The organism is Zobellia galactanivorans (assembly GCF_000973105.1).
Taxonomy (GTDB): domain Bacteria; phylum Bacteroidota; class Bacteroidia; order Flavobacteriales; family Flavobacteriaceae; genus Zobellia; species Zobellia galactanivorans.
In genome coordinates this window covers 4,053,167-4,079,030 of the sequence record NC_015844.1, presented here as the reverse complement: position 1 = coordinate 4,079,030, position 25,864 = coordinate 4,053,167, and the positions used below count along the sequence as shown (strand labels likewise).

The window sequence follows — 25,864 nt, the reverse complement described above, 5'->3', positions numbered from 1 at the left end:
TTTTTAAAATTCAACATTTAACCCTAAGGTATAATTTGCCATTACCGGGTTTACCCCCCAAGTATACTCTCCTCCGGTTTCGGGATCCCACCCTCGCCATTTTGTAAAAGTGTGCAAGTTCTTTCCACTTACGAAGAGCCTTAAGCTGCTGAACCCTATTTTCCCTAGAATTTTCTTATCGAAATCATAAGACAAGGAAACATCTTGTATACGCACAAAATTTCTTTGTAAATAGCGGTTTGGCTCATAACCTGCAGGGCCATCCAACCTTCTGAACCTAGCATCTGGGTTCTCAGGCATCCAATAATCCCATGCCCCTGTGGGAATGTTCTGTACCGAGTAACGTTCAATACTCGTATTGGTCGCCCCAAAGATCAAGGCATCGGTTCCGAAGTAATAATCGTCGCCCCCTTGAATTGAATTGATGAAGGCGTATAAGCTGAACTGCTTGTATTTTACCGTATTGGCGATCCCAAAACGATATCCCGGGTCTTTATAGCCCAATATCTTCTTGTCATCATTGGCGGAATATGCCCCATCATCATTTAAATCGGCGATCTTATAGGTTCCGGGGTAAAAACCATTGGGAATATTACCCGCCTCTTCATCGGCCAATTGCCACATACCGATAATCTCATAGTCATATACAACATCGGTAGGTTCGCCGATAAACAAGGTATTCGATACCAAGTCATCTTCAAGACCATCACCGTCATTATCGGCCCCTAGTATAGAAACAATTTCATTTCTGTTTCTTGAATAATTCACCGTGGTAGACCATGACAAATCTTGATTGTTGATCCACTTTCCGGTTAAGGAAAATTCAATTCCGTGGTTGGCAACTTCCCCGATATTGGTGTTTATACTGCTAAAGCCTGAAGTGGTAGGCAATTGAATGGCGTACAAAATATCTTTGGTTGAGTTATTGTAGTATTCGACATTACCCGAAAGCCTTGAATTAAAGAAAGCAAAATCGGCACCGACGTTCAATCCTGTAGTAGTCTCCCACCCAAGGTTATTATTTGCCAACGACGAGATCCATTGCACCTGCGTAGGTGAACCTCCATCACCAAAAATATAGCCGTTATTGCCTTCTACCGAAGTAGAGACCACAGCCTGGGTATCATATCGGCCTAAACCTCTACGTCCCGTGGTTCCGTATGACCCCCTAAGTTTAAGATAGTTCAACCATTTGGAATCGGTATTTACAAAGTTTTCCTCGCTAACCACCCATCCTAACGCTACGGATGGAAAAACACCTAATTTATCGTTTGTACCGAAACCTGAAAAACCGTCCCTTCTGATGGTTCCTGTTACCAAGTACTTACTGTTGTAATTATACTGTAGACGTCCCATAGTATACAGACTCTGTTCCCTTTCCTTGCCGGTATTCATGCCGTACAAGGTGGGGTCACCAGCCTCTAGCGAATTATACCCCAATAAATCGTTTGTAAAGTTTTGGGAATTTACATTGGTAAAGGAATAATTACGCTCCTCTACCCCATAAAGAAAAGTAGCACTTATATTGTGTACTTCGTTAAAGGTTCTGTTGTAGCTTAGGATATTATCAAGGGTCCAGTCGTAATAAATGGAAGCATTTTTATAACCATAGCCCGTAAAATTAGCATCATTGGCATCAAAATTATTATGATTGATGGTTCTATAATTTTGAGAGAAATTCATTCTGTAATTCAATCCCTTGATCGGCAACTTTACATCAGCATGGATATTCGCGAACAAGTTCAAACGTTTGTCGTCGTCATCCGCCTCTAAATCCAAAAGCGGGTTGAACCATGTACCTTGAAGCGTTTGTCTTGGAGAGCCATCCTCTTCATACAAAGGCGTCCAAGGATGTACCAATGAAGCCGTAGCAATACGAGGTGTCTCCCCTGAATAATCACTGGTCGTGATAAATGTTTCGGTACCTACGCTCAACCAATCATTGATCTCGGCATCTAAATTCATCCTGTAGTTTACCTTTTTATAGGTATCATTGGCCGCAAAGCCTTTAACATCGGTAAAACCACCTGAAAAGAAATATCCGAAATTTTCAGACCTCCCGGTAACACTTAGATTATGGGTATTGATATACCCATCTCCGGTAAGTATATCGTATAAGCTACCATCCGTTCCATTTTCATAGCCTTCGACCATTTCAGGGGTGTTAAAGTAGCTAGTGATATCAAAATTTGGGTCGGACTCTAGGTAATCCGGTCCGATCCTAGAGCCGGTCTGCCAATAGGCATCGGGCAAAAACTCCTTGAGTTCTGTGGCCTTCATGGGTTCCAAAGCCGTATTGGTCGGCGTTTGTACCGTATAACTTGCCGAATAGTTTATTGTCGGCTTACCCACTACCTTACCTTTCTTCGTAGTTATCAACAAAACCCCATTCGCTGCTTGAGAACCATAGATAGCGGCAGAACTGGCATCTTTCAAAACATCAATCGATGCAATATCGGCCTTATTCAAGTCTACCAGGTTACCCCTGTAGATAATTCCATCCACTACAATAAGTGGCGAATTTGCAGATGAGTTACTTGACAGTGAATTCTGCCCCCTAATAGAAATTGAAGGGTCTTCGCCCGCAGCATCTACGGCCCCGATGTTCAACCCGGCCACAGAACCTTGCATGGCCTGTAAAACGGATACGTTCGGTATGGAAGATAGTTGCTCTACATCAACACTGGCAACCGCTCCCGTAAGGTCACTTTTCTTTGAAACCCCATAACCTACTACAACTATTTCATCTAGGCCCAAGGCATCGGGCTCCATGTTAATTTGTATCGGATTTTGATCAGAGACAACAATTTCTTGTGACTTCATACCTAAGTAGGTAAACACAAGAATATCCCCTGATGTAGCTTCAATAACGAAGTTACCGTCAAAATCGGTTTGAGTGCCCTTGGAGGTACCCTTTAAGACAATTGAAACACCCGGCAAAGCAACTCCAAATTCATCATATACAACACCTTGTGCCTGCATCTGCATGGCACCGGCGGCCACCATACTTTTAGGGGACAATATAATCTGCTTATTCACAACCGAATAAACAACCTTATCGTCATTGAACACTAATTTTAAGATATCGCTTATCCTTCTTTTAGTCACGTTAATACTCACCTTCTTTTCTACATCGATCAAATTATCATTGTACAGAAAGAAGAAATCACTTTTGTTTTCAATTTGCCTTAGGACATCTTTAATGGGAGAGTTAGCTACCTCTAAAGTAAGTTTGGTTTTTTGCGCATATGAGAGCGTTGGTATAGCCGCAAATGACGAAAGACAGATAAGTATAATGCTTAGCTTCACGATGAGTACGATTTTGGGCGGGATAAACCTTTCGGATACCCTAAGCCCCTTTAAATAATTTTTCATAAATTGGGTTGGTATTAGTTAATACTATTTACATCCTGAATAACAGTTCAGGTACTTTACTAAACGGGGGAATGCGGCAACATTTCCCTGTTTTATTTTACTCGGTTTTCAATTCATCCGATCTATTTTTTAGTTGACGAAGCCCCTTCTTATCGTCTTTTTTTGGTAGTCAATATCACCTTTCGTTGACTAAAAGTCTTGTCTTCGTTTAATTTGGCCGGTATAATTTTATAGGTCATGGGGGACGACATACTCAACAAGTCCAGTACTTGCTCTAGAGATTCATTTTGGATGGTAGCGGTAAACCTATAATCGCCCAATGCCTTTTCCACATCAACTTCTACGTTGTACCATTTCCCTAATCGTTGGGCTACCGTGGTTATTGAATCGCCATAGAAGACCACCAAGCCGTCTTTCCAACCTGTAAACTGCTTCATCTTCATATCGGTTACAGGCACAATCGACCGGCTCTCTTTGTCAAGCATTACCACTTGATCCGGTTTCAGTTCCGCCAGTTGTCTGACCTCTCCTTCTTGTTCTTTTTCCAATGTCACCTTCCCTTCCACCAAAGCAACCGTTATCGATTTATCTTCGGTATAGGCCGACACATTGAAGGAAGTGCCGTGGACCCGAACATCTACGTCCGATGTTTGGACAATAAATGGTTTATCCATGTTTTTTTCGACATCAAAAAATGCTTCACCGGTCAATACTACCCTTCTTTCATCCTCATTTCCGAATGAAACCGGGAAACGCAATGTACTGCCCGAGTTGAGCCAAACACTGGTGCCATCATCGAGAAGCAACTTGGTATTGGTTCCGTGCATGGCCTCTACCTGCTGAAAACCCGTAATGGTATTTTCCTTACCAAAACCGTAGTCAGATAACAAATAACCCGACCCTAGGCCTATGGACAGTAAAAGCGCTACACTCGCCGCAATTTTGACAAAGGCCGGTTGCAAAAATCTTTTCTTCTTAAAATCGCCAATTTGAGCCTTGGTCTTCAAAAGAGCGGCCTCTACATCGATATCATCATGAGACACAAGTGTTTCCGCTTGCTCCCATAAATAGCGATATCCCTCATACTTTGCCTTGTTATCATCGGAGCTAGACAGCCAATGGTTTAGCACCTCCTGCTCCGATGCCGTAAGCTTCTTGTCAAACGACTTGCTTATTATTTTTAAAATCTCTTTGTTCTTCACGAGTTTCAATGATCAGTGTATATAAAAGACGTATAGCACTTGGCCCTACCCTACGTCTTGTTGTAAAAAAAATAAAAATGAGGGACCGGATTACCACGGATGCCCTTCCGAACTGCGCTTTGTTCCCTTTTACCCTACGTATGGACGGGACATCCCTAAAAAGCAAAAGGTCGGCCTTTTTAGGGCCGACCTTCCGTTACATCTTATAAACATCAATAAAGCGACAGGAACAACAAAGGAAGCACGAGGGTACTCAAATAGGGCTTTAAGTCTTTTCTTAGCATCCTCAGGGCCCTTGCGATCAGAGCTTCGACCGCCTTGTTCGAAATATCCATTTTTTCCGCAATTTCCTTATAGGTCAGATTTTCGAACCTGCTATATTCAAAAGCAAGCCTGCTTCTTTTAGGAAGCTGGGCTATTAAATGCCTTAAGTTATCTTCAAAAGAGGTAGACGTCAAAATATCTTCAAACTCAATTTCTACCGATTCGTATTTTACGTTATCATGAAGAATACGCAAGGATTCTGTTTTCCGGATGTAATCGATACACCTGTTCCGCACCATAAAAGATAAATAAGAAGATAGATTGGTGATAGAGCCCGCCTCTTCCCTTTTTGTCCATAGCTTGACAAAACAGTCCTGAACAAGACTTTGCGCCTTATCCAAATCCTGAACGTACGCATTGGCCCTGATGCACAAATTTTTGTAATATTTTCTAAAAATATAATCAAAAACCTTTTCTTGGCCAGCTACAAGCCCCGCCAACATAGCCTCTTCGGTCATATTCTCAATCCTCATAATCGTACATTTAATTATTGAGCAATTACATATTCTTCCACTTCCCTTATTATCGTAAACCGACAACAATAGAATTATTTCAAATAAAACCCTGATTACTAGCTAGTTACATCCATCATAAACGATGCAACACCTTCTATAAACCAAGCCCTTACCGTATGCCCCCCCTTTATCAGCAGCAGCTTCAATCTGTACCAACAATGTTTATTGCAACCTAAGTCGCTTCCTATTATTTTCTGATAGAAGGCAATACATCCTCCCTAATCTTAAACCAACCGTTCCTTAAATCACCATTACACTCGGCAATCAAAATTTGTTTTAACTCTTCGGCTTTCAGTTCATTGTCCGCAATCACATTATGGGATTCTCTGTAATCGTCGGGCAAGTAATACAGTTGAAAAATATCCTCCTTAGCAAAATACCTCAGTTTCCACCCATCCTTGCTTACTATGGCCGGTCCCATAAAGGAAGCGTACACAAGATAGTCGTGAACCTCCCCTTTTTCGGACAAGAGTTCAGAAAGATATGAGACCCCATCTTTATTTTCCGGCAGGGGAAAATTGACCAAATCTGCCATTGTAGCCATAAAATCATAATTTGACGCCAAGACCGTAGAGGTACTACCCGCTTTGATTTTTCCCGGCCATCTGGCCATTAAAGGAACACGGACCCCACCTTCCCAGTTACTTCGTTTTACACCGGCCATACCATCGTTGCCATCGAACACATCCCCACCTATATCACTATAAAACTTGGTAGTGATATCGTCGAAAAACGCTCCGGTTTCCATGTTTCTCACCGGCTTAAGAATTCTACCTTCTTTGGTATAGTAGATTTCATGTCCGTTATCGGAAGTAAAAATCACCATGGTATTATCATCTATGCCCAAATCCTTCAATTCCTTCATGATCAAACCCACATGGTCGTCAAGCATTTTTACCATAGAGGCATACTCCTTCTCTATCTGGGTAAGCCTATCATCATTCTTGAATTCTTCATGGACTTCAGGAATGGATACCGGCCCGTGAGGCAATTGTGTTGGATGATAAAGGAAAAATGGCTTCTCTTTATTATCGCGAATAAATTTTAAAATCTTCTCTATAAAAAGGTTTTGGGAATAGGTGGTTTTCCCTTCCATATTCCACCGTTCCTCATACGCTTTTTCCGTTTCCTTCTCTGTAGACCTACCACAATTGACAAAAGTATTCCCTTCGATTTCTACCAAGCTGCCATTTTCAAAGAGAAAGGGCGGGTAAAACCCGTGACAACGAACATGGTCTAAATAACCATAATAATAATCCCAACCATGACGCTTCATTTGTGCATCCGTAGCAGAAAACCCCCATTCCAGCTTTCCTACTTCGCCGGTTACATACCCAGCTTCCTTAAAAACTTGCGGAAGAAAAACCTCATCTTCGGGAACTTCACCTAACTGTTCATTGATTTTCGACTCTATTTGCTGCTGGGTCATTGTCTTTTTAGAGATGTTCATATAGGCGCCACCGGAGCTAATATTCCATTTATCCCCATGTGCATCATGATAGCCGGTAATCAAACTGGCCCTTGCAGGGGCGCAGAACATAGCGCCATAGGCATTCTCAAACCGAATACCTTCATTGGCTATTCTATCAATGTTCGGTGTTTTGATGATTTTTTGGCCTTCTACAGAAAGTAAGCCTCTTCCCAGGTCGTCCGCATAAATCAAAATAACATTGGGCGCTTTAGTAAGGGGATCCCCTTTTACCGTCGAGCCTTTTGCATCGGCACAGCCCATGACAAAACCCGCTTGACATATCAGCCAAGTCCCTACCAAAATCAACGATTTACTTCTTAGCATATACCTATTATATTTCGTACCCACCTTTAAAATCCATATAAATCCGCGAAACCTTCAGAGTAAATCCCACACTTATAAGTGTATAAAAAACACCCACTTAGAATTCCACAAAAGAAACTTCACATTATTTTAAGCATTAAGGGCAAGAACATCTTAATATTTTTTAAATATATAAAATTAAGTTAAAATAAAAACAACATTAAAATAACTTAAAAACAAAATACAACATAAATAACATTTAATCAACATATTACAATAAAAACTATTAACAGTACGACTTATTCCTTTTGTAAGAAAAAAAACATAAACAATGCATATCACAAAAAAATAACTACTTTTAAAACTTATATTATAAAGTATTTCGATTCAAAATCACCCCTAAAGTAAGTTGACATGAATGGCATTAAAAATTTGCTTCTACTCGTACTCGCAATTTCCTTATACAATTGCGGGGGAACCGATAAACCGCAACCCAAAAAGGAATCTACCCGGCCCAATATCCTTTTTATTCCGGTGGACGACCTTCGCCCCGAACTTGGCAGCTATGGCAACGACTTTGTCAAAACCCCGAACATAGACCGGATCGCACAACAAGGCGTTGTCTTTATGAGGGCCTATTGCCAACAAGCGGTCTGCAACCCCTCTAGGGCCAGTTTACTTACCGGCTTAAGACCTGATTCCATTCGAGTCTGGGACCTATCCACAAAACTCCGCAACAATGTTCCGGACGTGGTAACGTTGCCCCAGTACTTTAAACAAAATGGCTATATAACCGTTGGCCTGGGCAAAACCTTTCACAATGACATACAAGATTCCGTTTCTTGGACGGAAAGACCTCATTTAGAAGGCTTTCCCTTTGACCCCGATGCGGTTTACGCTTCAAAACGAAACACGGATATACAGGAAGAAAAAAAGCAAAAATTAATCGCCCAGGGAAAAATTAGGCTAGACCCATTGGGCCATTGGTACCTAAAAGCAAATTCCACCGAAAACGCAGATGTCCCCGATGACGCTTACTACGATGGCGCCCAAACCACGTATGCCGTCGATAAATTAGAGGTGCTTGCGGCTCAAGAAAAGCCGTTTTTTCTTTCCGTAGGATATTACAAACCACACCTTCCTTTTAATGCCCCAAAAAAGTACTGGGACATGTACCATAGAGATTCAATTCCCCTGGCCGAAAATCAATCCCTACCAAAAGGAAGTCCCGATTTTGCCGTGCATGGTGATCAAGAATTGCGGTACTACGATGACAACCACGACCTGCCCCGCCCGAACGAAGCACCGTGGAACGAAGACCGCCAGCGTGAGGTAAAACACGGGTATTACGCCAGTGTATCTTATATAGACGCACAAATTGGCAGGTTGTATGATAAACTGGAAAAACTAAACCTTCTAGACAACACCATCATCGTACTTTGGGGCGACCACGGATGGAAACTAGGAGAGCATAATGGATGGGGGAAAATGTCAAATTATGAAATTGACGCCCACGTTCCCATGATCATAAGCGGCGCCAAGGTAAAAGCCAAAGGCAGCAAAACCAATGCCCTTACAGAGCTGGTCGACATCTACCCCAGCCTCTGTGAAATGAGCGGACTTCCGGTCCCTGCACATCTGCAAGGCAAGAGTTTTGTTCCCTTACTTGCCGACCCCAGTATCAAATGGAAAGCCGCCGCATACAGCCAGTTTTTACTTGGAAGGTTCGGCCCCGCGGAAACCCGACAAGAAGAACGTATGGGCTACTCCGTTAAAACGGACCGGTACCGGTACACCGAATGGTACACATGGAATAAGAATCAAAAGCAAAAAGGAGATTATATCAGTAGTGAGCTCTTTGACCATGAAAACGACCCGGGTGAGAACTACAATATTGCACAAGAACCGAGCAACTCGCAACTCATAAAGCAACTCGCCAGTAATCTTCACAAAAACTTTTAAAACAAAATCGTTTTAGTTTTGACGCATTTCTTATCCGTAAACGTAGGGTGCCCCCCTCTCATATTCGTCCTTAAATTGACGCAAAACCTTTCCAAAATTATTTAAATGCATTTACACAAGCTTTTTTACAGAAATCTATGGGTACTCTTAACGGTTCTCGGGCCTACAGTCTTCGCCCAAACCGACAAGCAACCAAACATTGTTTTTATTTTGGTCGATGACCTAGGTTGGATGGATATCGCTGCCAATGGAAGTACGTTTTACGAAACACCAAATATTGATCAATTGGCCAAGGAAGGCATTCGTTTTACGAAGGCCTATGCCGCTTCCCCCATATGTTCCCCCACCAGGGCTTCTATACTTACAGGGAAAAACCCGGCGCGTATCGACCTCACGCAATGGATTGGAGGCCCGGGCAACCCCGATTACCTAAGAAACCTTCCCCTTGAGGAGGTCCTATTTCCCGAACTGCTCCAAGACGCGGGTTACAAAACCGCCTTTATGGGCAAATGGCACCTGAACAATGTGGCAGGGGAGGAAAAATTCTGGCCCGACAAACAAGGCTTCGATGTAAACGTGGCCGGGCATTTTAGAGGAGGATTATATATAAAGAACAAATACTTCTCCCCGTGGAACATCCCCAATTTAGAGAACGGTCCCGAAGGCGAATATATGACGGACCGCTTGGCAAAAGAAGCCATTGATTTTATTGACGAAAATTCCAAAGCCCCCTTCCTGCTCTATTTCTCCCTTTACTCCGTACATGCCCCGTTTGATGCCCCTGCGGACCGAGTTGAAAAATATGAAAAGAAAAAAAAGGCCCTAGCCCTTACCGATAAAGAACGCTTTGCCGAAGAAAAAAATGCCCAAAAACCTTTTAAGTACCGCATAAAACAAGACCATCCTACCTATGCCGCTATGGTGGAATCTATGGACATGGCCGTCGGAAAAATACTGGGTAAGCTTCAAGAGAAGGGCATTGCAGACAACACCGTGGTCATCTTTTTTTCCGACAATGGCGGATTATCGACTTCAGAAGGAATCCCTACCGCGAACACCCCGTTAAGGGCCGGCAAAGGATGGCTGTATGAAGGAGGGATAAGGGAACCTGCCATCATCAGATGGCCCGGCACCATCAAACCCGGCACCGTATCCGATGCTGTCATTACCAGTATGGATTTTTACCCTACCATTCTAGAGATGACCGGACAGGCCCTACGGCCCGACTTACATGTAGACGGAAAAAGCTTGGTGCCATTGCTTAAAGGTGAATCGCATAAACTACATGAAGCCACCTACTACCATTACCCCCACCGTTCCAACCAAAAAGGAAGTCCCAGTAGTGCCATAATAGACGGTGATTACAAATTGATCGTGTTTCTAAACGAGAATCGGTTTGAACTGTACAACCTAAAATCCGACATTGGCGAAACACACAATTTGGCTTCGGAATTACCCGAACTTACACAGCATATGTACAAGAAGCTTTACCAATGGTGGGATGAAGTAGATGCTAAATTCCCCAAAGAATTTGTAAAAAAAGCACCAAAAAGCTAAAACCGATCATGCAAAAAAAGCCAAACCCATTTACTCCTATGAAGTTTACCAGAATATTATTTATGCTGTTGTTCGTATTGCCTATCTCTTATGGTAATGCACAAAATGAAGAAGTGATAAAAGTGGCCTGTATCGGTAACAGCATCACCTTTGGCCATGGTATCAAAGACCGAATAAAAAATGCCTACCCGGCCCAATTGAACCGTATGCTCGGTGAAGGCTATGAAGTCCGTAATTTTGGGGTAAGCGGCCGTACACTACTTTCCAAGGGCAATTCCCCTTACATTAAAACCGAGGCCTATACCAAGGCCTTAGACTACCAACCGGATATTGTCATCATTAAACTGGGTACGAATGACAGCAAAGACTTTAACTGGATTTACAAAGCGGATTTCGAAAGCGATTACCACAACCTTATCGAAAGTTTTCAAAATTTAAAATCAAAACCAAGCATTTACCTATGCTTGGCTGCTCCGGTCTATAAAAAAGGAAAGAAAATTAGTGCGGAAATCGTTACGAACGAGGTCAACCCTAAAATAAGGGGCATTGCAAAAAAACATCGGTTAAACCTCATAGACCTTTACACGCCTTTACTAGATAAGGGTGATTTCTTTCCTGACGCCATACATCCCAACGGAAAGGGAGCCGGTGAGATGGCCAAAATCGTTTATGAATCCCTTACAGGTACCCCGGGTGTTTTGGTAGACCAAACATTCCCTGGTAAAAAATCCAACTGGAAGGGTTTTAGCAAATACGATTTTGAATTTGACGGCAAGAAGGCTTTCATCGTTGAACCTACCAAACCGCTTTACGGAAAACCATGGGTCTGGCGTGCACGATTTCCAGGCTGGCACACAGAAATGGATAGCATTTTACTTTCCGAAGGTTTTCATATCGCCTATTTGAATACCAACTCACAATTTGGAAGTCCAAGGGCCGTAAAGTCCTGGGACCGGTTTTACAAGTATTTGACCAAGGCTCACGATTTTAGCGACAAGCTAGCATTGGAAGGTGTGAGTCGCGGTGGCTTGTTCATTTACAATTGGGCCAAAAAATACCCTGAGCGTGTCAGCTGTATCTATGCCGAGGCGCCTGTACTGGATTTTACCAGCTGGCCTGGGGGATTTGGCTCCGGTATTGGCTCTGCAAAAGATTGGAGAATCCTTAAGAAGGAATATGGCTTTGCTTCTGATGCCGAGGCCAAAAAATATACAGATATGCCGATGCACGGCCTTGAAAAGTTAGCCACGGCAAAAGTTCCCGTGCTACATATGATAAGTTTGACTGATTCCGTAGTCCCCCCTACCGAAAACACGCTTCCCTTGATCAACAAATACATAGCGCTTGGTGGCATTGCTACCGTAGTGACCTGTACGGAAGGGAAGCAAACCCTCCATGGGCATCACTTCCCCATAGAAACCCCGAGATTGGGAGCCGATTTTATCAAGTACTACACCAAAAAAGAAACCGGCCCCATATCTTCCTCGGCGTACCACAAGCTTAGGAACGGACTGCAAAACAGCACCATAAAATTCCAACACGGGAAAAAAGGAAGGGTAGCTTTCTTGGGCGGATCCATAACGCATAACGGAGGATGGCGAGATAGTGTTTCCAACTATATTCAAAAAAGGTTCCCCGATACGGAATTTGAATTTATCGAAGCCGGGCTTCCTTCAACAGGTTCCACTCCCGCAGCTTTTCGTATGAAAGACGACTTGTTCAAAGGTGGCCCCATAGACCTCTTATTTGAAGAAGCTGCCGTAAACGATGCTACAAACGGAAGAACCGACCAAGAGCAAATTAGGGCCATGGAAGGCATTGTTAGGCATGCCCGTTACGTAAATCCCGCTACGGATATTGTTATTATGCATTTTGTAGACCCCGGTAAGATGAAGACCTATAGGCAAGGTAAAATCCCTGCCGTCATTCAAAACCATGAGAAGGTAGCCGCCCATTATAAGCTACCTACGATCAACCTGGCCAAGGAAGTAACCGATCGTATCGACGCGGGGGAATTTACATGGAAAGGCGACTTTAAAAACCTACACCCATCGCCGTTCGGGCAGGGGATTTATGCGAATTCCATGATTTCTTTTTTGGAGGAAGCATGGGTCCGACCTGTCGCCGAAGACGACAAAATAAAAAGCTACGCCCTACCCGCCCCTCTAGACCACTTCAGCTACGACAAAGGGGAACTGGTAGATATTAAGGAAGCTAAATACAATGGGGATTGGAAAATTATAGAAAACTGGGAGCCTACCGATGGGAAGGCTACTAGGGAGAATTTCACCAAGGTACCAATGTTAATCGGAGAAAAGGCCAATGATGGCAAGCTAAACTTCAATTTTACCGGAAATACCGTTGGCATAGCGGTAGTCGCAGGTCCCGATGCAGGAATCATAGCATATAGAATAGACAAGGGAAAGTGGGTCGAACTAGACCTTCTGACCAATTGGAGCAGGAGCCTTCACTTGCCATGGTTCTTTACATTGGCAACGGACCTAGAGAACAAAAAGCATACCCTTCAAATAAAGATTGCCCAACAGGAAGACCCGAAACGAGCCGGAAACAGCTGTAGAATCCGCTATTTCTACACCAATAATTAAATCACTGCCAAGCCCATACCCCCTATGACCAAATCAAGTACAAATCCTTTTTTTACATCGCTTTTACTACTGTTATTTCTTTCCCTAACACGGGTCGCGGCCCAAGAACCGGTAAAGGTCTTTATTCTTGCAGGACAATCGAATATGCAAGGCCATGGTGAAATGGAAAAAGGAGAGAAAGGCAATCTCAAATGGGTGGTCGCCAATGATAAAAATGGCGAATTCCAACATCTAAAGAGCAAAGACGGAAAGTGGAGTGAAAGAGACGATGTCTTCATTTACACTTGGGATAAATTCGACGCTATAAAGACCGGGAGGTTGAGTACCGGCTACGGTGCCTTCAAGCACACCATAGGGCCAGAACTAGAGTTCGGCAATGTTATGGGCGACCACTTTAAGAACAAGGTACTCCTCATAAAAACAGCCTGGGGCGGTAAAAGCCTGGCAGTTGACTTCTGCCCACCGAGTGCGGCCGGGGAACAAGGCTATAACCGTGTCCCCTCACAGCCTAAAGATACCGGGTATTACTATGTACAAATGATGTCTACGGTTTATAAGGTACTGAGAAACCTAGACCAATATGTACCCGGGTATAAAGGCGAAGGCTATGAGGTTTCAGGTTTTGGATGGCACCAAGGTTGGAATGACCGAGCCAATAAAAAGGCAAATGCAGCCTATGAATCTAACTTAAAACACCTTATAAAAGATGTCAGAAACGACCTTGGGAGTCCCGAACTCCCTTTTGTAATCGCCACTACCGGCATGAAGGGATGGGAAGACAAAAACCCCTTGGGACTATCTTTAATGAACGCGCAGTTGGCCATGGCCGATTATCCCGAATTCAAAGAAAATGTCGCCGTTGTTGAAACTAGGGATTTTTGGCGTGATATTGAAGATTCGCCTTCCAAGCAAATCTACCATTGGTGCAGAAATGCAGAATCTTACTTGCTCGTAGGCAAATCTATGGCCAACGCCATGCTAGACCTGCTTGATAGCAATAAAAAATTTAAGCCAGTGGTAAAACATGTAGCCACGTACAACAGCGATTATCTAACCCCTACCCCCCCTATGGGCTGGAATAGTTGGAATGCCTTTGAAAAAGATATCGACGAAAAGAAAATCATGAACATGGCCGATATTATGGTCACTTCCGGTATGAGGGACGCCGGTTATGAATATTTAGTTATTGATGATGCATGGATGGCCGCCGAAAGAAATGAGGCAGGTCAACTGGTAGCAGATCCCGTAAAGTTTCCCGGCGGTATGAAAGCCATAGGCGATTACATTCATAGCAAAGGACTTAAATATGGTATTTACGAATGCAGGGGCGACCTCACCTGTCAAAATTTACCCGGTAGTTTTGAGCACGAACAGACGGATATGGATTCGTTTGCTTCTTGGGGCGTCGACTACATTAAACTAGACGCTTGTTTTGCCATAAAAAACGGTCGCTTGTCCAGTGAGGATTTAGACGTCTATCATCAAGCCATTGTACATACCCGCAGACCCATGGTATTAAGCATTTCGGATTTTGGAAGTGGCGCATGGGCATGGGGCGGTAAAAACTATGGCCAGCTTTGGCGTACCTCCGGTGATATTTACCCTACTATACGTTCCGTCTATAATTGTGCCAACACTTCTGGAGGCGATGGCTCCATCCATCCTGCCTTCCAAGGTTTATGGCAATTCGCCGGACCCGATAGCTGGAACGATCCCGATATGCTCCAGGTCGGCAACCTTAAGACCACCTTGGAAGACAAGGTCCATTTTAGCCTTTGGAGTATACTGGCCGCCCCTATTATGGCCGGAAACGATCTGAGCAAAATGACTGAAGAAACCAAGAAAATACTTTTAGCTGCGGAGGTCATCGCCATCAATCAAGATGCTAGGGCCCACCAAGGCTACAAAGTATTTGACAAGGATAGTGTAGAGATTTACAACAAACCGCTTTCCGATGGTACTACCGCCGTCTTAATGCTCAATAAGGGAAGTAAAAAAACCGATATAACCGTGCAGTTCAATACTATCGGACTCCAAGGAAAGCAAAAGGTAAGAGATGTATGGCTTAAGAACGACCTTGGCGAATTCGATAATTCCTTTACGGCAAACGGTCTAGGCAAACACGAACATGTGCTACTAAAAATCGGAAGCAAGGGCGCTACGCCGGTCAAAGGGCCCGCCCCAATTCCTGAAGAGGCATATACAGTCACCCAAGCGGGTATTACCTACCTAAGCGATATCTATTATATGTTGAAGAAAGGCAATGCCCCGGTAATGGACGCCAATTTCAATGGAAAACCCATTAAGATCAAAGGTCGAAAATACAAGAAAGGGCTTGGGGCCAAAAGCAAGTCCTCTACCATGTACCGACTTAACGGAAAGGCCGCAAGGTTCAAGGCCATTGTTTCCTTGGATAAAAGTTCCCCCAAAGATGCTACGGGCCAGTTTAAGGTCATGGTCGAAGAACGATTTGGAGGCCGGGTGCTATTCGATAGTAAGAAAATGAAAAGAGGTGATAAGATAGAAATCGATATCGATGTAAAAGGTCTCGATTTTATCTTGTTGGAGTTCACCGGAAAAAAGGTTTTTGGAAACTGGGGAGATGCACACGTAATAGCTCCTTAAGCCATCAACACTATTAAAAACCGACCTACGGGCAGATTACATTTTTAAGGAAATTACACACTAGAATATGGAAAAAATGAAACGAAAAAAAGTAAACCATGACCTGTTCCTAATAGGAGCCGGTGTTTTGGTCTGTCTACTTACCTTTTACGGCTTCGACAGTAATGACGAAGCACCTGCCCTACTTGACAAGAAAGACCTCGCTTTACTTGAGCCAGCAAAAAACGAGGGAGCGAAATTCAGTGGCGATCCACTTTTATCTTCAGAGGAAAAGGCATTTACCAATGCGGAGTGGATAACTTATGGGCGTGAAATTCCAACAGCCGATTCCTTATTATACCTCGCCCACCCTGCTCCAATTTTTAGAAAGGAATTTAAATCGAAGGGAGAAATTTCCAAGGCTACACTTTATATCACGTCCGCAGGATATTATAAAGGCAGCATAAACGGGGAAGCTATTGGGAAAAATGTATTGGATCCCGCATGGACGGACTATAGCAAAAGAACCTATTACACCGCATACGAAATCACCCAACAACTAAAAGAAGGAAGCAATTGCCTTGGCGTTATTCTTGGCAACGGTTTTTATAATCCGCTCCCCCTAAGAAAATGGGGCAGGCGAAACCTAAGAACCGACCTTACCGTAGGCAAACCCACTTTTATAGCGCAACTTGTCGTAGCGTATAAAAACGGGGAGACCGACACCATCAATACCGACAACACCTGGAAATATACGTATGGTCCCATCCAGAAAAACAGTGTTTACCTCGGTACCGTGTATGATGCAAAGCAAGAAATAGAGAACTGGAACCAGCCCGGTTTTAACGACGCCTCTTGGTCAAAGGCCATACCGGACAAAGGTCCTGGCGGAAAACTACAGCAGGCATTCTTCCCTCCTGTACAAGTCACCCAAACCATAACCCCCGTAGCCATTACCAATCCCGAAAAAGGAACTTATGTGATTGATATGGGCGTGAATTTCACGGGCACGTATAAAATCAAGTTAAGTGGCAAAGTCGGCGACACCATAAATTTCAGGTTTGGAGAGCGTATCTACGATGATGGAACGTTAAACCCCATGACCACCGTAATAGGTCAAATAAAGAAAAAAGGCATTGGTGGCCCCGGTGCCCCGGAAATCGCATGGCAGACGGACAGCTATATCGTAGGCAAGGAGTCCCCTTCGTGGTTTGAACCCGAATTCACCTATCACGTTTACCGATATATGGAAGTTAAGGGACTAGAGAAGGCGCCTGCCGTTTCTGACGTACATGGTTTGTTGATGCACACCCATGTTTCCGAAGCCGGTGAGTTCAATAGTTCATCAGAGTTGCTCAATAGCATTCAAGAGATTACAAGGAGGTCATTTGTCACCAACTTGATCAGCGTACAATCGGATTGTGCCGCACGGGAGAAGTTCGGGTACGGCGGCGATTTGAACGCGACCAGTGAATCGTATATCAACAATTATGATATGCAGGACATTTATAAAAAAACCGTCTACGATTGGATCGATGCCATGAAGGATTCCTCCTTCGTAGACACCGCGCCTTTTGCGGGCGTTGCATATTGTGGAATCAGTTGGGAGTCTGCCTACCTCACCACACAGTATTACATCTACCTCTATTACAATGATGTAGCATTCGTTAAAGAACTCTATTCAAAGAATAAGGAATGGATGGACAAAGTAGCTCGTATTCATCCGGAAGGCTTAGTAAATAACGGCTTGAGCGATCACGAATCCCTAGAGCCCGTTCCAGTACAATTGACCGGTACTGCGCACTACCTGCAATGCGCTGAAATCATGGAAACCTTCGCAAAGGTAATGGGCGATAAAGAAAACGAATTAAAATATGCCGCACTTGCCGAACATTTAAGGGAATTGATTAAAAATGAATTTTGGGACAAAGCGGTGACTAAAAAAATAAACCGCCAAACCCTATTCTCTACCTTGCTTTATCATAACATCATCCCTAAGGAAGAGCTCGGGGCTGCCAAAGATTCTTTGCAAAAAGCATTAAAGAACGGTCCTTCGGCACACTTTAATACCGGTATCTTCGGAACCAAATATATACTGGAAGCCGCCTCTAAAAACCTTTCACCTGAAGTCGTTTTTGACGTTGTCAACAGCAAGGCCTTTCCGGGTTGGGGCTTTATGGTAGATAATGGTGCCACCACTCTATGGGAGACATGGAAAGAAAGTGATAATACTTTCTCTAACAACCATCCCATGTTCGGTTCTGTTTCCGAATGGTTTTACAGGTGGTTGGGCGGCATCCGCCCCGACCCTGAGCATCCCGGTTTTAAAAAGTTCGTACTTGCCCCGTCAACACCGGAAGGCCTAGAATTTGTAAATACAAAATACAACTCGCCCTATGGCTCCATCGTATCGAATTGGAAAAAGCTGTCAGCCAACAGCTACGAATACAGCATTGAAATCCCAAAAGGAACTACGGCCAAGATCAGTTTAGCCCTAGATGCCTCACAGAAAATAACGGTCTTAAAAGAGGGCGTACAATTGAAGTCAAAAAAACGCAAAGCACTAAAAACCGGAAACTTCGACCTTGAAGAAGGCCAATACGCCATTATTGTATCGCCAAAAGCATAAATCATCAGTCAGATACCGAAGCGCAATCTTATTTTCTAACATCGAAACACCTATGAACCAAACGACAACCAGTCTTTTTCCAAGCCGGAATCTTATTTTATTTTGGGTGCTCTTAATGCCGTTTTGGCCCGTATCGGCACAAAACAAGGTGTCTGCCGGGGCAGATGAACGCACGCCTTCCAAAGCTCAATATTTTAGTTGGATAAACAACACCAACGAAGGGGCCGCCGCAGAACAAACAAAGATCAATTTGGAATTCTTTGGATGGCTAAAGAAGGAATATGGTATGCAGTTGGATATTTATGCCATGGATGCAGGGGCTATTGACGGCAAGAATTTTTATGGCAGTATCTATTCCGATAGATTCAAAACCCAGTTTCCCAACGGTTTTGACCCAATTTACGCCCAAGCCAAATCCCTTGATATACGATTAGGGGTTTGGGGCGGACCGGATGGGTTTGGAGATACGCCAGAGGAGGAAAAGGCCCGCACGGACCAAATGGTAAAGTTGTGCAAGGATTATAACTTTGCCCTCTTTAAGTTTGATGCCGTATGTGGACCGCTACGCCCCGAAAAGGAAGATGCCTTCATCAATATGATGCAACAATGCCGTGTGCATAGTCCCGACCTCATTTTACTGAACCATCGTATAGGTCTTGATAAAGCCGCACCTTACGCTACCACTTTCTTATGGGAAGGTCACGAAACCTATATAGATGTGCATATGACCAATAACGTTACCGCTCCACACCATAGGGCCTCTGCCCTATCGCGAGGTTTGGTTCCCGGTTTACAGCGCTTAACGGAAGACCATGGCGTATGTATTTCGTCTTGCCTAGATTATTGGGAAGATGATTTGATCTTACAAGCCTTTAACCGCGAGTTGATCTTATCCCCCGAAATTTACGGAAACCCTTGGCTACTCAATGAGAATGAATTTTCTAAGTTGGCCCACATTTACAACATTCACAAAAAGTATAGAGACATTCTGGTCGACGGAAAAGTCGCTGATGAATCGTACGGACCAAACGCGGTAACCCGAGGCAATGGAAAAACCCAATTAATAAGCCTAAGAAACCTAAAGTGGGAAGCCGCCACTTATGCCATACAACTCGATGAAGAAATCGGACTTAAAGGTGATGGTTCTATTACATTGCTACAATTACACCCGACCGAAAAAATGATCGGTACATTTTCCAAAGGCGAAAGCATTCCCGTTGAAGTGTTGCCTTTTAGATCGGCTTTATTTTTAGCAACAACCCAAGCATATGACGCCCCCCTAATTGCCGGCGCCAATTTTCAAACCGTAAAAAATGTGGACGACGCCCCTATTGAAATTGAACTCTTGGGAATGCCGGGAACGACATCCAACATTCAATTACAGAACGAAAACCAATATACCTCAGCAGAAATAAACGGTAAAAAGGTGCAACGGTTAGTCAAAGGAAAAAAACTGAAGTTGAATTTCCCGGGAAATAAGCTAAGGAACAATTTTCACCGTAAACTAAGCCCCTTTACCGAAACGGCCATTCCCGAAGATGTGGAATCTATATACGAAGCCACCGTATTTGCGGCAGATAACAATGCCCTGGAAGTACGTTCACTACAACGTTCCGGAGCAACCCTTATACCCGAGGTAAAGGCGGCAAGGGATGCATTTTTCAATCAAAAGGCATTTGTCAACAGAGGCGTTTGGGATAAAAATTTATTTGACGGCAATTTAAAAACCGGGTTTTGGCCTTCCCGGAAGTTTCGTTTAGACCCAAGGGTCGATGGCGGGAGCTTACGCTTAGATTTAGGTGAAGTCACCTATATGGACAAACTTATAATTACCGTTCCAGACGAGTTTTCCTTACAGCCTTTACTAGTTGCCGAAGGTAATTTTGTAGAGGTATCCACCAACTTGGTCCATTGGGAAGAAATCACGTATTTGGCGGCTACACAAATAGAGATAAGCCTCAATAAAAAGGTACGTTATTTACGGTTTAAAAATTTTCCGCAACGCATCGTAGAAATTGAAGGTCTGGCGAATGGAAAAAAACTGGATCGTAGCTTGTGGAAAGCCTCTAATCTGTTTGCGCATTCCAGTAAGAAAATCGCAAAAAAAGTATGGAAGTCAAAAATCGTCTTGGACGAAATTGCCGATGGCAGCTATCTCTGTGTTGCCCTAAATGGAAAACACGGTATTGAGGGGGCCTATGCCGGTGCCAAAATCGGCGAAAATTATATCGGTGCAAATGACAGGGCTTCCTCCTTCCCTTCGAACACCTGGGAATTTCTAAATTCACGCAGGGATACGAATTACACCTATTATATTCCTTTGGACAAGAATATGGTAGGTAAAGAAATCGATGTTTTTGTCATGGGCTATGATAAAGCCAATTTAAGCTTTGACCCAGAATTATGGATTACCGCATATCCCCATCCTTGGAAAAAAATAAAACTCATCCTCAACAAAAAATAAAACACTTCACTATTTAACCATCATCTCGACTATGCTTAAAAATTCGATCGTAAAAAAGCTCTTATTTCTTATTCTCCTATGTGTGGCCCCTGTGGCCAAAGCCGAAATAAAATTACCTGCCCTTTTTGGGGACCATATGGTACTTCAGCAACAATCGAACACTTCCATTTGGGGTTCGGCTTCTCCGGGCCACCTTGTTGAAATAAAGACTTCTTGGGATGACAAGACCTATAAAACCCATGCCGACTTACGTGGGGACTGGCGATTGAAAATCCGAACCCCTGCTGCGGGAGGGCCTTATTCCATTACGATTTCCGATGAAAGAACATTGACCCTTTCAGATGTCCTTATCGGTGAAGTATGGCTTTGCTCCGGGCAATCAAACATGTTTATGACGCTTAAAGGTAATATCAACCAACCTGTTCTAGGCTCGAACAAAGCTATTGCGACCTCTACCAATCCCTCCTTACGTTTTTTTACCGTTGAGCGAAATGCCAGCTTAAAAAGATTGGAAGATTTTAATGGCGAGTGGCAAAATTCCACTCCAGGAACGGCCGCAAATTTTAGTGCCACGGCCTATTATTTCGGCAAAATGTTGCAAGAGGTTCTTCAGGTACCTGTAGGATTGATCAGTTCTAGCTGGGGCGGAACGGCCATAGAGCCTTGGATCAGTGAAGATGGCTTAAAAGAATTCGATTGGGTACCCGAACCGGGCTTGGACGCTAAAGGAAAGTTATCGCAGAAAATACCCTCTGCCCTGTTCAATGCCATGATCCATCCGATTATCGGCTATACCATAAAAGGGGCCATTTGGTACCAAGGGGAATCGAATAGAAAGCATCCTAAAAAATATGGGCAACTCTTACCCGGACTCATCGCGAATTGGCGTAAGGAATTGGGCCTAGGCGATTTTCCCTTTTACTATGCCCAAATTGCACCGTATGATTACGCTACACCCGGTATAAATTCGGCCTTGCTCAGAGAAGCCCAGTATAACACCTTAAAACTTACCGAAAACACGGGAATGGTCTGTTTAATGGATATTGGCGAGAAGAATTGCATTCACCCCTCTAATAAGCAAGTGGGCGGTGAACGTTTTGCCTATCAAGCCTTGGCACAGACCTACGAAATTCCGGGTATTGCCTACTCCGGTCCCGTTTTAAAGGAAATGACCATAGAAGGCCCAGCGGTAAGATTGACCTTTGATCACGCCCAACACGGTTTAAATACCTTTGGAAAAGCACTTACCAACTTTAAGATTGCCGGAAAAAACAAGCGTTTCTATCCGGCCCATGCCACTATCAACTGGCAAGGAATCACGCTGTTCTCTGCCTTCGTAAAAGAGCCCGTAGCCGTGCGCTATGCCTTTGATGACTTTGTTGAAGGGGAACTATTTAATACCGAAGGCCTACCCGCTTCTTCCTTTAGAACCGATGATTGGGAAATTGAATAACCCCCAAAGGAAGTCACTTGAACCCAACAACCGCCCTGTGCATCATTTAAAAACTACAGCATTATGCCCGATAATTTTATAAGAAGTCTCTTCCCCTTTTTCTCCCATCTCCTATGGGCCGGTATTCTTATCTCAAGTATATCGTGCAATGAAACCAAAAAAGCGGCCCCTTCAGATAAAGGGGCTATTCAAAAGCCCAATGTCCTTATTCTTTTGACCGATCAATGGCGTGCCCAAGCTACAGGATATGCCGGTGACCCCAATGCCATTACCCCTAATTTAGATGTATTGGCTTCCGAGAGCCTAAACTTTGAAAATGCCGTATCGGGCACACCGGTATGTACCCCGTTTCGAGCATCACTATTGACCGGCCAACGGCCTTTGAGCAATGGCGTTTTTATGAACGATGTGCAATTGGATACCAATGCGCTGACCATGGCCAAAATATTCAACAAGAACCATTACGATACCGGATATATCGGCAAATGGCATTTAGACGGACACGGCAGGCTTCAAAATGTTCCTCCGGGAGCGAGAAGACAGGGCTTCGATTTTTGGAAGGCCAATGAATGCACCCATGATTACAATCATTCCGTTTACTATGACAATCTCGATCCCGAACAAAAAATCTGGGAACACTACGATACTTTTGACCAGACCGATGCGGCCCTAAATTATATCCAGACCAAAAATGGGGACTCATCACCTTTTATGATGATCGTTTCCTATGGCACGCCACATGCCCCCTACCATACCGCACCGGAGAAGTATAGAAAGATGTTCGACCCTGCAAACATCAAACTACGGGAAAACGTACCGGAAGAAATGCAGGAAAAGGCCAAAACCGATTTGGCCGGCTATTATGCCCATATTGCGGCCATAGATGATATGATCGGGAAAATCACCAAAAAACTCAAGGAAGAGGGACAATGGGAAAACACCTTGATACTCTTCACTTCCGACCATGGGGATATGCTAGGTTCACAAGGAGCCTACAAAAAGCAGCAACCCTATGAAGAATCTATTCGGGTACCCATGTTAATGAAATTACCTAAGGACATGAACCTGGCTCCCGCGGTCAAAAAAACAGTTATCAATACCGAAGATATTTTACCCACATTATTGGGCTTGTGCGATATTGACATACCCAAAAGCATAGAAGGCATGAACTTTAGTTCCATCATTAAAAACAATGAAGACGATATAGATTACGCAGCCGAAATAAGATGTATCCAACCTTTTGGACAATGGGGCAGACATAGAGGAGGCAAGGAGTTTAGGGGACTTAGAACCCTCAGGTACACCTATGCCCGAGATTTAAACGGGCCGTGGCTTTTATATGACAATCAAACGGATCCCTTTCAACAAAATAACCTTATCGGCCAAGCTGAGTTTAGCGCAATACAAGAAAGGCTTGACAAGACATTGACCCAAAGGTTGAATGCCAATAACGACGCGTTTCTTTCAGGACCTGAGTACATAAAAAAATACGGTTATCATGTAGACAAAAATGGAATGGTACCCTACACCCAATAAAATGGCGAAGGTCAACAAAAAAACCATTGTCCGGCGTATTTCGCGTTAACCCGATATTCGTTTTATACAAAGCACCTATGTTTCAACATTCTAAAGTACTAATACTTGTCTTAAGTCATTTCTGTCTATACCTTCAATCCCAAGCACCGGAAAACCCGAGGCCCAATGTCATTATGGTCATGACCGACGATCAAGGTTTTGGTGATTTGGGCTATTATGGCAATCCGCATGTGAAAACCCCCACAATCGATGCTTTTGCCCGAGAAAGTGTTCGATTTGATGAATTTATAGTATCTCCCGTATGTGCTCCTACAAGAGCGGCACTAATGACCGGTAGACACCCCTTAAGAACAGGTGTAAGGGATACTTATAGAGGTGGGGCCATTATGTCTACAAATGAGATAACCCTCGCGGAAATGCTAAAACAGGAAGGCTATGCTACAGGTATGGTCGGCAAATGGCATTTGGGCGATAATTATCCCTCAAGACCCCAAGACCAAGGTTTTGATTTTACGTTACGTCATTTATCCGGTGGTATAGGTCAGCCGGGAGATTGGCCCAATACGGCAAAAAGAGACAGCAGTTATTTTAACCCCGTACTCTGGAAAAATGGAGAAATGTTTCAAAGTGAAGGCTATTGCTCCGACGTGTTTACCGATGTCGCCATTGATTTTATAGATCAAAACAAGGCCAAACCTTTCTTCCTTTACCTTGCCTACAACGCGCCACACGCCCCTCTGCAGGTTCCTCAAAAATATTACGATCTATATAAGGATATCGACCCTGCTTCCGGTTTTGAAAATGATAACAGACCTTTTCCTGCAATGAATGAAAAAACCAAGGAGCAAGCTAGAAAAGTCTATGCCATGGTATCCAATATAGATGACAACTTAAAGCGGCTTTTTCAGCAACTCGATGATTTAAAACTTAGCGAGAATACTTTAGTTATTTTTATGACGGACAATGGCCCTCAGCATGACCGGTACATTGCTGGCATGCGAGGCCGAAAATCCTATGTTTACGAAGGTGGTGTTCGCGTTCCGAGCTTTTGGCGTTTACCTTCAAAATTTATGGGCAATAGGGATATAAATACGCCTGCCGCCCATTATGATATCTTGCCGACATTGGCCGAGCTATGCCGGGCCAAGGTGCCTACAGACCGAAAAATAGACGGTACCAGTCTTCTTGGACTTTTATCCGGTCGTGATACTACTTTGGAAAATCGCTCCATCGTGCGAAGTTGGGTACGTGGTGGCCCCGAAAAATACAATAATATCTCCATTAGAAACAAGGAGTTCAAGCTCGTAGGCAATTGTGATGGGAACGCCTCCGTTGAGAAATTCGAACTATATGATTTGGCCCAAGACCCCTATGAACTGACGAATTTGGCAACTCCAAAAAACAAAAAATCCAAGGAGTTAAAAACCGAATTGGACCAGTGGCTGGATGAAATGTTTGCCGAGCCTAATTTTATCAAATCGCACCCTGCCATTATAGGTACGGTACACGAACCTACTACGGTTCTAAACCTCAATGACGGGGAATTTACCTTAGACCCCAATTTTAACAAGGAGATTGTAGGATGGGCGATTACCGTTGCAAAACAAGGAAACTACACCATCAAAATTCATATGGGCCGAAAAATAGGCGGTGACATAAACTTAAAATTGACCATAGGGTCCCTAAAAGAATCGCTAAGCTTTAAAAACCTTTCCGATGATGTGCTAGAAGTAAAAAACCTCAAGCTATCAAAAGGGAGTTACAAGCTAACCCCCTTACTTTACAATACCAGTGGTTACCTAAAACCTTTCTATATCGAAATAACACCAAGCAGCTAATAGCCCCCTTTCGCAAGTCGTCTTT

Annotated in this window: 13 protein-coding genes; 9 read left to right on the top strand and 4 right to left on the bottom strand. The window is 43.7% G+C overall.

Features of this window, described 5'->3' with window-relative positions; all coding sequences use genetic code 11:
- Positions 1 to 3: 3 nt before the first annotated feature.
- From ZOBGAL_RS16600 to ZOBGAL_RS16580, 4 genes are all read right to left on the bottom strand, one after another.
- The gene (locus tag ZOBGAL_RS16600; protein ID WP_046287559.1) at positions 4 to 3,375 is read right to left on the bottom strand and encodes a TonB-dependent receptor; all 3,372 of its coding nucleotides are present in this window, start codon (positions 3,373 to 3,375) and stop codon (positions 4 to 6) included.
- Between the two features lie 149 nt (positions 3,376 to 3,524).
- Positions 3,525 to 4,577 (bottom strand): FecR family protein, encoded by a 1,053-nt coding sequence (locus tag ZOBGAL_RS16595; protein ID WP_148560727.1) that lies wholly within the window; start codon positions 4,575 to 4,577, stop codon positions 3,525 to 3,527.
- Positions 4,578 to 4,789: 212 nt separating this feature from the next.
- Positions 4,790 to 5,374: an RNA polymerase sigma-70 factor gene (locus tag ZOBGAL_RS16585; RefSeq protein WP_046287558.1), complete on the bottom strand. Its 585-nt coding sequence runs from the start codon at positions 5,372 to 5,374 to the stop codon at positions 4,790 to 4,792.
- A 229-nt stretch (positions 5,375 to 5,603) separates the two neighbouring features.
- Positions 5,604 to 7,211, bottom strand: a complete 1,608-nt coding sequence (locus ZOBGAL_RS16580; protein ID WP_013994855.1) for an arylsulfatase — start codon at positions 7,209 to 7,211, stop codon at positions 5,604 to 5,606.
- A 393-nt stretch (positions 7,212 to 7,604) separates the two neighbouring features.
- On the opposite strand from ZOBGAL_RS16580, the gene ZOBGAL_RS16575 reads away from it, so the two are divergent.
- The 9 genes from ZOBGAL_RS16575 to ZOBGAL_RS16535 all read left to right on the top strand — a co-directional run bounded on the left by ZOBGAL_RS16575 (position 7,605) and on the right by ZOBGAL_RS16535 (position 25,839).
- Positions 7,605 to 9,152, top strand: a complete 1,548-nt coding sequence (locus ZOBGAL_RS16575; protein ID WP_013994854.1) for a sulfatase — start codon at positions 7,605 to 7,607, stop codon at positions 9,150 to 9,152.
- A 105-nt stretch (positions 9,153 to 9,257) separates the two neighbouring features.
- Positions 9,258 to 10,709 carry a sulfatase gene (locus tag ZOBGAL_RS16570; RefSeq protein ID WP_013994853.1) on the top strand — a complete coding sequence of 484 codons (1,452 nt, stop codon included), beginning with the start codon at positions 9,258 to 9,260 and terminating at the stop codon, positions 10,707 to 10,709.
- A gap of 38 nt (positions 10,710 to 10,747) precedes the next feature.
- On the top strand, positions 10,748 to 13,315 hold the full coding sequence (locus ZOBGAL_RS16565) for an SGNH/GDSL hydrolase family protein (RefSeq protein ID WP_013994852.1): 2,568 nt from the start codon (positions 10,748 to 10,750) through the stop codon (positions 13,313 to 13,315).
- A gap of 24 nt (positions 13,316 to 13,339) precedes the next feature.
- Entirely contained in the window at positions 13,340 to 15,940 is a 2,601-nt protein-coding gene (locus ZOBGAL_RS22830; RefSeq protein ID WP_013994851.1) for a sialate O-acetylesterase, read from the top strand.
- Between the two features lie 76 nt (positions 15,941 to 16,016).
- Entirely contained in the window at positions 16,017 to 18,548 is a 2,532-nt protein-coding gene (locus ZOBGAL_RS16555) for a family 78 glycoside hydrolase catalytic domain (RefSeq protein ID WP_084724402.1), read from the top strand.
- Between the two features lie 52 nt (positions 18,549 to 18,600).
- A complete protein-coding gene (locus ZOBGAL_RS16550; protein ID WP_148560726.1) occupies positions 18,601 to 21,012 on the top strand; it encodes a hypothetical protein in 2,412 nt (803 codons plus the stop codon).
- 31 nt (positions 21,013 to 21,043) lie between these two features.
- Positions 21,044 to 22,465, top strand: a complete 1,422-nt coding sequence (locus ZOBGAL_RS16545) for a sialate O-acetylesterase (protein WP_013994848.1) — start codon at positions 21,044 to 21,046, stop codon at positions 22,463 to 22,465.
- 63 nt (positions 22,466 to 22,528) lie between these two features.
- Positions 22,529 to 24,001 carry a sulfatase family protein gene (locus ZOBGAL_RS16540; RefSeq protein WP_013994847.1) on the top strand — a complete coding sequence of 491 codons (1,473 nt, stop codon included), beginning with the start codon at positions 22,529 to 22,531 and terminating at the stop codon, positions 23,999 to 24,001.
- A 77-nt stretch (positions 24,002 to 24,078) separates the two neighbouring features.
- Complete coding sequence (locus tag ZOBGAL_RS16535) at positions 24,079 to 25,839, top strand: arylsulfatase (RefSeq protein WP_013994846.1); 1,761 nt, start codon at positions 24,079 to 24,081, stop codon at positions 25,837 to 25,839.
- The last annotated feature ends 25 nt before the right edge of the window (positions 25,840 to 25,864 follow it).